Raw genomic sequence first — 11,942 nt, 5'->3', positions numbered from 1 at the left:
GCCGAACGACGCCGCATCCTGTCGCCCGGACGGTACTCCTGTCCCCGACGGAGCACCACGGAGCCGACCCGGGACAGGGGCGAGAACGATGACCGAGCAGAGGGACCGCAGGGTGAGCGAGGACGAGGAGCTGCTGGCCGCGGTCGAGGCGGTGACCCGCGAGGTCGGCGCCTGGCTGGCGCGGCGGCAGGCGGACGAGCCGGTGGCGGCGACCGACCGGGCGGGTGCCTTCGCCGCGTTCGCGGCGGTGGACGGGCCCGCCTCGGCGCAGCTGCGCGAGCGGCTGGGCGCGCTGCGCCCGCAGGCGGGGTGGGTGGACGACGAGCTGGCGCAGGAGCTGCCCGCCACCGGCGAGTGGTGGGTCTGCGACGCCACCGACGGCGCGGTGCAGTACCTGCTGGGCCTGCCGCAGTGGGCGGTGACGGCGACCCTGCTGCGCGAGGGCGAGGCGGTGGTCGCGGTGGTGCACGCGCCGCTGCTGGGCTGCACCTACACCGCCGTGCGCGGCGCGGGAGCGCAGCGCAACGGTGCCCGGATCGCGCCCTCGCGGCGGGAGTTGGCGGCCGCCGTGCTGGCCACCAGCCAGCCGCCCACGGTCGGCGCGGACCCGGTGGCGCGGCGGCGGGCCGGCGAGTCGCTGACCGCGGTGCTCGGCGGCCCGGCCCTGGCGGTGCGCAACCTGGGGCCCACCGCGCTCCAGGTCGCCCAGGTCGGCTCGGGCCACCTGGACGCCTTCTGGGAGTACGGACCGGACGCGGTCAACCTGCTCCCCGGCGCGCTGGTCGCCACCGAGGCGGGCGCGGCGGTCAGCGACGCGACGGGTGCGCCGTGGACGCCGGCGGCGACCAGCTTCCTGGCCGCGCCGCCGGCCCGGCAGGGCGAGCTGCTGGAGCTGCTGGCCGCCGTGCGGTAGCACCGGGTGGGGCCGGGGTCTGGGATCTGGGTCCGGAGTCAGTCCTGGTTCCAGGCCGGGTGCTTGGGGTCGTCGGCGCGCACCAGCAGGTCGGCGGCCTCGGCCGGGCGGACCTCCGCCTCGTAGCGGGCGAAGGCGGGCAGCGTCCACTGCTCGGCCGGCGGGGTGCGGCGGCGCAGGGCCGGCTCCGACATCCGCAGGTGGACCGTCAGGTCGAACGGGAACCAGCGGCCGAGCAGCATCGGCCCGTCCATCAACAGCACGGTCCCGGGGGCGAGTTCGCGGTACGGGCTGCGGGTGGAGCGGTCGGTGTCCGGGTCGCGCAGGTCGGGCAGCACCCGCCCGCTGCCGCCCGGGTCGAGCGGGGTGAAGACCTCGCGGAAGAGCGCGTTGGTGTCGAGCCAGAGGTCGAGGTAGGCGTCGGGGTCCTGGTGCCCGTACTCCAGCCGTAGCGAGGCGGGCCGCAGGAAGCCCTGGGCCCGCACCCGTTGGACGGCCAGCCCGCGCAGCCGCAGCTCCTCGGCCACCTGCTCGGCCAACCGCTCGGGCTCGGCCGCGGGTGCGCCGTCGACCGCGACCCGCGGCCACGCTCCGCCGTCGGCCGTGGTCAGCCGCTCGATCCGGTCGGCCAGTTCACCGGTCAGCCGGGTCCAGGTGATGGGATGCAGACGCATGATCCCCATCATGCCCGCCCGGCCCGTCACCGAGCCCGGTGGTCGCGCTCGGCGGTCGCGATCGCTGGTCTCGCTCAGCGGTCGCGCTCAGAGGTCGAGGCGGCGACCGCGGCGCAGCCGGCGGCCCGGGCGGGCGACGAGCCGCAGGGGGATCCCGACGGGGCTCGCCGCGGTCCGCCGTTCGGCGTGGATGTGCAGGTGGGGCTCGGTGGTGTTGCCCGAGTTGCCGATCAGGGCCAGCGGTTGGCCCGCCGTCACCCGGTCGCCGACCCGCACCCGTACGCTGCCCCGGCGCAGGTGGGCGAGGACGACCAGCACCTCGCCGTCGGCCGTCGACGTCCGCAGGATGACGTGGTTGCCGGTCGCCGGCTGCGGGCGCAGGGCCCGGCGCTCGCCCGGGGCGACCTGGACCGGCTGGTCGTGGAAACCGTCCGCGCTGCCGATCACCGTCCCGTCGCAGGGGGCCACCAGGGTCGAGCCGTACGCGTGGTAGGCGGCGAGGTCGCGGGGCATCGGGCCGCGCGCGGAGCGCCGGCCGCGCCGGCCCAGGCAGACGACGTCGAGGGCGATCCGCTGGGCCGGCACGCCGACGTGGTGGTTCACCGACCGGCCGCCGCCCTGGACCACCAGCGCCCGGCTGCCCGGCAGCGGGTTGGTGATCAGCAGTACCGGGCGCCGGCCGCCCTCCTCGCGCACGCCCCGGACCACCGCCAGCGCGCTCAGCACGACCACGGCGGTCACGGCGGCGCCCACCGGCGGGATGCCACCGGCCGGCAGCGCGGGCCACCGCAGGGCGGCCCACCCGGCCGGGACCAGCACCAGCGCCGTACCCGCGGCCCGGACCCAGCGGCCGACCCACTCCCAGGGCACCCTCAGCCGGCTCACCGGCAGCAGCGCCAGCGCAGCGAGCAGCGAGAGCCCGGCCTCGGTCCGGGTCCCGGTCAGCGCGGCGTTCAGGGCCAGGGCCGGGCCGGCCAGGGCGCCGACCAGGGGCGCGAGCACCGGGCCGGCCAGCCGCTCGCGCAGCGTCCGGACGGAGGCGGACTCGGGCCCGGCGTCGGCGTCGGCGTCCGCGTCCGCGTCGGGGTCAGCGTCGGATCCCTCGGGTGCGAGCCAGAGGAAGACGATCCGGCCCTGCCCGTCGACGTTCACCAGCGCGCTGAACTCCCCCCGCGCACAGCGCACCCGGTGGCGGCTGGCGGCACCGCCCGGGAGGAGCTCGCGGACCTCCCCGTGGCGGGCCACCACCCGTTCGCGGAGTGCGGCCAGGAAGTCGGCGCCGACGTTCTGGACGAAGCCGGGCGCGAAGAGCGCGGGGTCGAGGTGCGGCGGTGTCAGGTAGGCGTGCAGGGCGGCCCGTTCCCGCTCCTGGACGCCCCCGACGTCCTCGATGTCCTCGATGTCCTCGACCCGGCGCTGCGCCATCTCCCGCTCCCCCGTGCTCACCCGAACCTCCCGCGCACGGCCGCGCGCGGACGGACCCCGATCGTCGCACGGGGGGGGCGGGGCCGGTCGGCGGCGGTCGGGGGCGGACGGCGGCGGTCGGGGGCGGACGGCAGCGGCCCGCGCGGGCCGGTGGCGTCAGGGCAGCCGGTGCTCCGGGGGCAGGGCGCGCACCGCGGCCTCGGCGGCGGCCTGGGCCCGGGCCTCCAGCTCCGCGACCGTGCCGCGCAGGCGGTGCACGGCCTCGGCGGCGGGCAGGGCGAGCCTACCGGGCAGCAGGTCGACGCTGCGGCGGGCCAGCCAGGCGGTGCCCTTGGTGGCCAGCCACCAGAGTTCGGCGGCCCGGCTGGGGGGCGGCGGCGCGAGGACGGTGGCCGGCTCCGCGCCGACCGCGAAGCCCGACTCGCCCAGTGCGGCGTGGTAGCGGCGGGCGATCAGCAGGTGGCCGAGCGGGCTGGGGTGCAGCCGGTCGGCGCTCAGCAGGCCGCGCTGGGTGAGCCACGGCAGGTCGGCCAGGTGCAGGTGGACGGCGTGGTGACGCTCGGAGAGTTCGTGGACCACGGTGTTGACCGCCGCGATCCGCCGGGCCAGCGGCCGGGCGAGCGGGGCGGGCAGGCCCAGCAGCCGGCCCGGGTCGGGCAGGCAGGCGGTGAGCAGGACCGCACCCGCGCCGGACAGTTCGGCGAGGGGGCGGTCCAGCGCGGCCGCGGGGCCCCCAATGTCGAAGCCGGCCCGCAGGGTGTCGTTGCCCCCCGCCAGGACGGCCGCGACGTGCGGGCGCAGCGCGAGCGCCGCCGGCAGCTGGCGCTGCGCCAGGTCGCCGGCGAGTGCCCCGCTGGTGGCCAGGTTGTGGTGCTGGACGGCCGAGGGGTCGGCCGCCAGCGACGGCGCGAGCAGGGCGCTCCAGCCGCGCCAGCCCTGCTCGGTCGGCGCGCCGACGCCCTCGGTCAGCGAGTCGCCGAGGGCGGCGAAGCGCACGGTCCCGGTGGCCGGGTGGGCGTGCGCGCGGGCCGGGCGGGTGGGCGCGGTCATCTCGGGCTCCCGGTGCGCTCCACCCCGTCGTCGGACGGCACCGCCCCCCCGGCAAGGCTCGCGTGCACGGTGGGCACCGCGCCGGCTGGGGGCACCGCCACGCCGGCGGGCCCCGGGTACGGCTGCTCGTGCACGCACCGGACGCCCGCGACCGCCGCCGCCCGGCCGTACCGCTCGGCGGGGGCGCGGGCCGCCGCCCGGCGTTCGGCCTCCGGGCGGGCCAGCAGGTCCTCCACGGCGTCCGCGAAGCCCGTGCCCGAGTCCTCGGCGACCGCGCCGGCCGGCCCGACGATGGCCGACAGCGCCGAGGAGCGGCTCACCGCGACCGGCGTCCCGCAGGCCAGCGCCTCCAGTGCCGCCAGGCCGAAGGTCTCGATCGGGCCGGGTGCCACGGTGGCGTCGGCGGAGGCCAACAGCGCGGCCAGTTCGGCGCGTTCGGCCAGGTGGCCGAGGAAGCGCACCGGCAGCCGGTCACGCCGGGCCCGCGCCTCCAGCCGCTCGCGCAGCGGACCGGTGCCCGCCACCACCAGGACGGCGTCCTGCCCACGGCGGCGCAGCTCGGCCAGCGCGTCCAGGGCCAGGCCCGGCCGCTTCTCGGGCGACAGGCGCGAGCAGAGCACCAGCAGCGGCTGCGCCGGCTCGGCGTACCTGGCCCGTACGGTGGCGTCGTGGCGCCACGGCTGCAACTGCTCCAGGTCCACCCCCAGCGGCGCCTCCACCAGGTGCCGGACCCCCAGGCGGCGGAACTCGGCGGCGGCCCAGGCCGTGGTGCAGATGATCTGGTCGTAGGCCGCCGCCGTGCGGGAGTTGAGCCGGTCGGCGAGCGAGCGGGCGAGCGGCTCGGGCAGGCCGCGGGTCCGCAGCAGCCCGGTGGCGTTCTCGTGCGAGACCATGGCCGACCGCACGCCGTTGGCGCCGGCCCACCGTCCGGTCCAGCGCAGCGTGGTGCGGTCGGAGACCTCCAGCCGGTCGGGGGCCAGCGCGGTCAGCTCGCGCTCCACCGCCCGCCGGTCGGTGAGCACCCGGTAGCCGCCGCTGGCCGGCAGGACCCGGCCCGGTAGTGTCACCACCCGCCCCTGGTCGGTGAGTTCGTCGCGTCTGTGCGGACCGGGGATGACCAGAACGGGTTCATGGCCGGCGGCCAGGTAGCCGGCGCCGAGGTGGCGCAGCGCGGTCCGCAGGCCGCCGGAGACGGGCGTGACGAAGTTGGCGATCCGCACGATCCGCAGCGGGGTGGCGGTCATACCGGCTGCTCCTCGGCCGGTGCGGGCACGGTGGTCTGAACAGCGGTCTGCACGGCAGCCTGCACCGGGACCTGGACCGGGGCCTGCCCCGGGACCGGCATCTGCACCGGCACCTGCGGCTGGGCCTGCGCGCTGACGCTCTGCGCGTTGAGCGGGATCCCGCGGTGCTCGGCCAGCACCTCCTCGTAGTGCCGCAGCAGCAGGTCGCCCACCGCCTCCCAGGTGCGCGCGGTGACGTCGGCGCGGCCGGCGCGGCCGTAGTCGGCCCGCCGCTCGGCGTCGGCGGCCAGCTCCGCGACGGCCTCCGCCACCGCCCGGACGTCGCGCGGGGCGACCAGCAGGCCGGTGCGGCGGTGGCCGACCAGGTCGAGCGGCCCGCCGGCGGCCGGGGCCACCACCGGGACGCCGCTGGCCATCGCCTCCTGGATGGTCTGGCAGAAGGTCTCCAGCGGACCGGTGTGCACGAAGAGGTCGAAGGTGGCGTAGCAGCGGGCGAGCTCCTCGCCGGTGCGCCGGCCCAGGAAGATCGCCCCGGGCAGCGCCTCGCGCAGCGCGGGGGCGCTCGGGCCGTCGCCGATGATCACCAGCCGCACGCCGGGCAGCGCGCAGACGCCGGCCAGCAGGTCGACCCGCTTCTCGGGGGCCAGCCGGCCCACGTAGCCCACCAGCACCTCGCCGCCGGGCGCGAGCGCGCGGTGCAGGGCCTGGTCGCGGTGGCGGGGGTGGAAGCGCAGCGAGTCCACGCCGCGCGGCCACAGGTGCACGCGCGGCACGCCGTGCGCGGTGAGGTCCTGGGCGGCGGGGGTGGAGGGGGCCAGGGTGCGCGCGGCGGCGCCGTGGATGGTGCGGATCCGGTGCCAGGCCGCGGCGGCGCCCAGGCCTCCGCCGACCCGGTACGCCTGCGCGTAGCCGGCCAGGTCGGTCTGGTAGACCGCGACGGAGGGCAGGTCCAGGCGCTTGGCCTCGACCGCGCCGCGCGCGCCGAGGATGAAGGGACTGGCCAGGTGGACGAGGTCGGCCCGGTGGTCGGCCAGCGCCGCTGCCAGCCGGGAGCTGGGCAGCGCGAGGCGGACCTGGGGGTAGCGGGGTAGTGGCACGGACGGGATCCGGACCACCGGGATGTCGGTGGTGTCCGGGCCGAAGGAGTGCGCTGGACTGTTCGAACCGCGCGCCGGCGCGGGGGTGATGACCAGCGGCTGGTGGCCGCGCCGGACCAGGTGCTCGGCGGTGCGCAGCACACTGTGGGCCACGCCGTTGACTTCGGGCGGGAAGGACTCGGTGACGATGGCGACTCGCATGCCATGGTTGTTGCCTGGCTGGACGTGCGCAGGGCCAAAGGGATCTGTCGAACAGGCGAACGGCGGCCAGCTCTTTGCCTCCGCTTGCCTGCTGGTTGCCCTCGGACCCCTCGCCGGGCCCCCAGAATCGATCAAGACATGACAAAGAATCATGACAAATCCGCGCACAACAGCTAGCCAACCGGCCAGTAACCGCTCTACCGTCAACTCCCCACCCCCACAGTGAGGAGCACCCCTTGCGCGCACGCTTCCTCGGTGCCCCGCGCCCGCGGCGCCCCTGGCACGCCAGCCGTACCCGACGGCTGCGCCTGCCCGCCCTCGCGCTCACCGCCGCCCTGCTGGCCGCCGCCCCCGGCACCGCCGCCTTAGCCGCCGCCCCGGCGCCGAGGGCCGCGACCGGCGACTACTGCGGCGGTCAGTGCAACGACATCCTGCCCGCCGGCGAGAACGGCAACGCGACCCTGGCCGACATCATCGGCAACCGCCTCTTCGGCACCCGCCCGGCCCACACCGACGACCAGCTCGGCCCCTACTCCGCCCTGGCCGCCGGCTACCCCGGCCTCACCAACGCCCAGTTGGGCAACTTCTTCGACGACGCCTCGTTCGGCGTGCCGGCCGCCCAGGTGGCCAGCACCGTCAGCCCGCGCCCCGACGTCACCATCGTGCGCGACAAGGCGACCGGCGTCCCGCACATCACCGGCACCACCCGCTACGGCACCGAGTACGGTGCCGGCTACGCGGCGGCCCAGGACCGGCTCTGGGTGATGGACCTGTTCCGGCACGTCGGCCGCGGCCAGCTCTCCGGCTTCGCCGGCGGGGCGGCGGCCAACCGCCAGCTGGAGCAGAGCTTCTGGCAGGCCGCGCCGTACACCGAGGCCGAACTGCAGCAGCAGATCGACGCCATCTCCGGCCAGGGAGACCGGGCCCGGCAGGCGCTGAGCGACGCGCAGGCGTACATCGACGGCATCAACCAGTACATCACCCAGTCCTACAACGGCCGTTACTTCCCCGGCGAGTACGACCTCACCGGCCACATCAACGCGATCACCAACGCCGGCTCGATCGCCCCCTTCAAGCTCACCGACCTGGTCGCGCTGGCCTCGGTGATCGGCGCGCTGTTCGGCTCCGGTGGCGGCGGCGAACTGGCGTCCGCCCAGGTCAAACTGGCCGCCGAGGCGCAGTACGGGCCGCAGTTGGGCGACCAGGTCTGGTCCTCGCTGCGGGAGGCCAACGACCCGGAGGCGGTCAGCACGCTGCACGACGGGCAGTCCTTCCCGTACGCGCTGCCGCCGAGCGACCCGCAGGGCGTGGCGATGCCCGACGCCGGCTCGGTCGTCCCCGAGCCGCTGATCTACGACGCCACCGGCTCGGCCACCTCCGCCACCACCAAGGCCACCGGCGTCCTGCCGGGCAACCTGCTGACCGCCAAGCACGGGATGTCCAACGCCCTGGTGGTCTCCGGGAAGTACACCGACTCGGGGCACCCGGTGGCCGTCTTCGGCCCGCAGACCGGCTACTTCGCCCCGCAGTTGCTGATGCTGGAGGAGCTGCAGGGCCCGGGGATCAGCGCCCGCGGCGCCGCCTTCGCGGGCCTGAGCTTCTACGTGGAGCTCGGCCGCGGCCAGGACTACGCGTGGAGCGCCACCTCGGCCGGCCAGGACATCACCGACACCTACGCCGTGCCGCTCTGCACCACCGACGGCTCGCCGGTCACGCTGAGCGCCAACTCCTACCTCTGGCACGGGCAGTGCACGCCGTTCGACAAGCTGGCCCAGCAGGACGCCTGGGCGCCGACCACCGCCGACTCGACGGCCGCCGGCTCCTACTCGCTGGTGATGTACCGCTCGAACTACGGCCTGGTCAGCGCCCGCGGCACGGTCGGCGGCAAGCCGGTGGCGTTCACCTCGCTGCGCTCCACCTACCGGCACGAGGCCGACTCGATCATCGGCTTCCAGATGCTCAACGACCCGGGCCTGGTGCACGACCCGGCGAGCTTCCAGCAGGCCACCCAGAACATCAACTACACCTTCAACTGGTTCTACGCCGACTCCTCGCACACCGCGTACTACAACTCGGGCAACAACCCGGTGCGCGCCCCGGGCGTGGACGCGGGCCTGCCGGTGCAGGCCCAACCGGCCTACGAGTGGCAGGGATTCAACCCGGCGACCAACACCGCCCAGTACACCCCGCCGGCCCAGCACCCGCAGTCGGTGGACCAGGACTACTACGTCTCCTGGAACAACAAGCAGGCCGCCGACTACGGCGCCGCCGGCTTCGGCGACGGCTCGGTGCACCGCGCCAACCTGCTGGACGCCCGGGTGAAGGCGCTGATCTCCGGCGGCGGCAAGGTGACCCGCAGCTCCCTCACCCAGGCGATGGAGAGCGCCGCACTGACCGACCTGCGGGCCGAGGACGTGCTGCCCGAGCTGCTCCAGGTGATCCGCAGCGCCCCGCTCACCGATCCCAAACTGAACACCGTGGTCCAGCAGTTGGAGAACTGGCGGGCAGCCGGTGGGCAGCGCAGGGAGACCTCCGCGGGCAGCCACGCCTACGCCGACGCGGACGCCATCCGGGTGCTGGACGCCTGGTGGCCGCTGCTGGCCCAGGGCGTCTTCCAACCCGGCCTGGGCACCAACCTGTTCGGCGCGCTGACCGGCGCCCTGCAGATCAACGAGTCGCCCTCGGGCGGCCAGACCGGCCCGGTCAACGGCGGTCCCGCCAGCGCCAACGAGTCGATCCCGCACAAGGGTTCGTCCTTCCAGTACGGCTGGTGGAGCTACCTGGACAAGGACCTGCGCTCGGTCCTGGGCAGCCCGGTGGCCGGCGCACTGGCGCAGCCGTACTGCGGCGGCGGCAAGCTGGCCGCCTGCCGGACCGTCCTGCTGACCACCCTGCAGCAGGCGGCCGCCCAGAGCCCGGCCCAGGTCTACCCGGGGGACGGTGACTGCTCGGCCGGCGACCAGTGGTGCGCCGACACCATCATCCAGCGCCCGCTGGGCGGGGTGACGGACAACAAGACCACCTGGCAGAACCGGCCCACCTACCAGCAGGTGGTGGAGTTCCCGAGCCACCGCTGACACGCACCGCCCACCACTGAAGAGCCCCCGGTGACCACCGCGGCCGGCGCAGGTCCTGCTCGGGCGGCGCCCCCCCGGGGGGTCGGGTGCGTGCGGTCGGGCGGTCCGGGCCACGGGGCGTGCGGTCAGGCGGCCGAGGGCCGCGGGACGCTCGCGTCCTGCCGCTCGGGGCCACCCGGCGCGGCGCTGGCCGGCGCCGCGCCGGCGGCGGGCAGGCCGCGCAGCACGGTCAGCGCCAGCACCACGCCCAGCAGCATCACGGCGGTGGCGCCGAGGGCGGCCGCCTGCAGACCGTCGGCGAAGGCCTGCCGGGCGGCGTCCAGCACGGCGTGGCCGGCCGCCGAGGGCAGCCGGGAGGCCACCACCTGGGCGGAGCCGAGGGTCTCGCGCACCGAGTGGACGGCGTCGGCGGCCAGGTCGGCGAGCAGCCGGCCGGCCAGGTCGACGCGGTAGACCGCGGTGCCGATGCTGCCGAGGATCGCCATCCCGAGCGCGCCGCCCAGCTCGGTGCCCGACTCCAGCAGGGCGGAGGCGGTGCTCGCCCGCTCCGGCGGGGCGGCCGCCATCACCACCTCGCTGACCTGGGTCATCAGCGTGACCATGCCGGCGGCGTAGAGGACCGCGCCGGCCAGCACCCGCCACAGCGGGGTGTGCGGGCCGACCACCGCGAAGCTCGCGAAGCCCGCCGCGCCGATCAGGAAGCCGCCCGCCATCACCTTGTCCCGGCCCACCCGCAGCCCCAGCGCGGCCGCCGCCGGCGCCACCGCGCCGACCACCACGCTCGGCAGCACGCTCCACAGCGCGGCGGTCAGCGGGCGCATCCCCAGCACCGACTGCAGGTACTGGGTGACGAAGATGGCGAAGCCCACGACGGCGAACATGGCCAGCAGGTTCATCGCGATGGAGCCGCCGAACGCGCGGCCGCGCAGCAGCGCCAGGTCGATCAGCGCGTCGGGGTGGGTCTGCTGGCGCCGCACGAAGACGGCACCGACCAGCAGGCCCGCCAGCACGCAGAGCGCCGGCGGCAGCGCGAGGCCGCCGCGCGCCAACTCCTTGACGCCGTAGACCAGGGGCAGCACCGCGGCCAGCGAGAGCGCCGCGCTCGGCAGGTCGAACCGCCCCTCGCGGACCCGGGGCGACTCGGGGACCAGCACCGGGCCGAGCACCAGCAGCAGGAGCATCGCCGGGGTGTTGACCAGGAAGACCGAGCCCCACCAGAAGTGCTCCAGCAGCAGCCCGCTGAGCACGGGGCCGAGCGCGATGCCGGCGCTGGTGACCGCCGTCCAGACCGCGATGGCCCGGCTGCGCTGCCTGGCGTCGTGGAAGAGGGTGCGGATCAGGCCCAGCGTGGAGGGCATCAGGGTGGCGCCCGCGATGCCGAGCACGGCCCGGGCGCCGATCAGGGTCGCCGCGCTGGTGGAGTAGGCGGCCAGCACCGAGGCGCCTCCGAAGGCCAGCGCACCGGTGAGCAGCAGCCGGCGCCGGCCGATCCGGTCGCCGAGGGCGCCCATGGTGATCAGCAGGCCGGCCAGCACGAAGCCGTAGACGTCGAAGATCCAGAGCTGCTGGGTGGCGCTGGGGGCGAGGTCGCGACTGATGAACGGGACGGCGAAGTAGAGCACCGAGACGTCCATCGAGACCAGCAGCAGCGGGAGCAGCAGCACGGTCAGGGCCAGCCACTCGCGGCGGCCGGCCCGCGCGGGGCCGGTCGAAACGGCGCGCGGGGCGCCCGGCGTCGAGGTGGCGTCTACCGGAACGGTCATGGCGGTTCTCCCCCGGGAATCACGGCGCGTACGACGTACGCTTGGCCGGTGCGTACAGAGTACGCATGGGGCGCCGTCGGCAGCAAGCCCGTCTTTACAAGGGATTTGGCCAGAGTCCCGTAGCGGCACCGCACTAGTGCACCTAGCGCACTAGTACACTGACGAAACTGACCGCCACCGACCGAGGAGATCCGGGTGTCCGCTGCCGCCGAGCCCACCGCCGACCCCGCCGACCCCGCCGCCGGCGGCCCGCCCTCCGTGCGGATCGCCGCCGAGCTGCGGCGGGGGATCGCCGCGGGCGAGCTGCGCCCGGGCGACCGGGTGCCCTCGACCCGCCGGCTCACCCAGGAGTGGGGCATCGCGATGGCCACCGCCACCAAGGTGCTGGCCGGCCTGCGGCGGGAGGGACTGGTGCTGAGCCGGCCGGGCGTCGGCACGGTGGTGGCCGAGGGCGCCGACCGGCTGGCGGCGGGCGGCGGCGGGGTGACGGCCGCTGCC

At 76.1% G+C, this 11,942-nt stretch carries 9 protein-coding genes; 3 read left to right on the top strand and 6 right to left on the bottom strand.

The genetic code is table 11. From position 1 onward, the window contains the following. The first annotated feature begins 88 nt into the window (after nt 1-88). Nucleotides 89-913, top strand: coding sequence for an inositol monophosphatase family protein (locus tag ABD323_RS17430; RefSeq protein ID WP_344442554.1), 825 nt, complete (start codon nt 89-91; stop codon nt 911-913). Between the two features lie 38 nt (nt 914-951). Here the strand turns inward: ABD323_RS17430 and ABD323_RS17425 are convergent, their stop codons facing one another. The 5 genes from ABD323_RS17425 to ABD323_RS17405 all read right to left on the bottom strand — a co-directional run bounded on the left by ABD323_RS17425 (nt 952) and on the right by ABD323_RS17405 (nt 6,604). Then, nucleotides 952-1,587 carry a nucleoside/nucleotide kinase family protein gene (locus ABD323_RS17425; RefSeq protein WP_344442553.1) on the bottom strand — a complete coding sequence of 212 codons (636 nt, stop codon included), beginning with the start codon at nt 1,585-1,587 and terminating at the stop codon, nt 952-954. Between the two features lie 87 nt (nt 1,588-1,674). Continuing rightward, a complete protein-coding gene (locus ABD323_RS17420) occupies nt 1,675-3,033 on the bottom strand; it encodes a M23 family metallopeptidase (protein WP_344442551.1) in 1,359 nt (452 codons plus the stop codon). A 135-nt stretch (nt 3,034-3,168) separates the two neighbouring features. Then, the gene (locus ABD323_RS17415; RefSeq protein ID WP_344442549.1) at nt 3,169-4,062 is read right to left on the bottom strand and encodes an SGNH/GDSL hydrolase family protein; all 894 of its coding nucleotides are present in this window, start codon (nt 4,060-4,062) and stop codon (nt 3,169-3,171) included. Beyond that, nucleotides 4,059-5,306: a glycosyltransferase gene (locus ABD323_RS17410; RefSeq protein WP_344442548.1), complete on the bottom strand. Its 1,248-nt coding sequence runs from the start codon at nt 5,304-5,306 to the stop codon at nt 4,059-4,061. Before ABD323_RS17410 ends, ABD323_RS17415 begins: the two co-directional genes overlap by 4 nt. Beyond that, nucleotides 5,303-6,604, bottom strand: a complete 1,302-nt coding sequence (locus tag ABD323_RS17405) for a glycosyltransferase family 4 protein (protein ID WP_344442547.1) — start codon at nt 6,602-6,604, stop codon at nt 5,303-5,305. Before ABD323_RS17405 ends, ABD323_RS17410 begins: the two co-directional genes overlap by 4 nt. 236 nt (nt 6,605-6,840) lie before the next feature. Between ABD323_RS17405 and ABD323_RS17400 the strand changes: the two genes are divergently transcribed. Beyond that, the gene (locus ABD323_RS17400; protein ID WP_425556039.1) at nt 6,841-9,681 is read left to right on the top strand and encodes a penicillin acylase family protein; all 2,841 of its coding nucleotides are present in this window, start codon (nt 6,841-6,843) and stop codon (nt 9,679-9,681) included. A gap of 125 nt (nt 9,682-9,806) precedes the next feature. Here the strand turns inward: ABD323_RS17400 and ABD323_RS17395 are convergent, their stop codons facing one another. After that, complete coding sequence (locus tag ABD323_RS17395) at nt 9,807-11,444, bottom strand: MFS transporter (RefSeq protein ID WP_344442546.1); 1,638 nt, start codon at nt 11,442-11,444, stop codon at nt 9,807-9,809. 195 nt (nt 11,445-11,639) lie between these two features. Between ABD323_RS17395 and ABD323_RS17390 the strand changes: the two genes are divergently transcribed. Further along, on the top strand, nt 11,640-11,942 hold a 303-nt coding region (locus ABD323_RS17390; RefSeq protein WP_344442545.1), incomplete at its 3' end, for a GntR family transcriptional regulator.

Source organism: Kitasatospora nipponensis (assembly GCF_039528135.1).
Classification (GTDB): domain Bacteria; phylum Actinomycetota; class Actinomycetes; order Streptomycetales; family Streptomycetaceae; genus Kitasatospora; species Kitasatospora nipponensis.
This window is presented reverse-complemented; position numbering and strand designations above follow the sequence as displayed.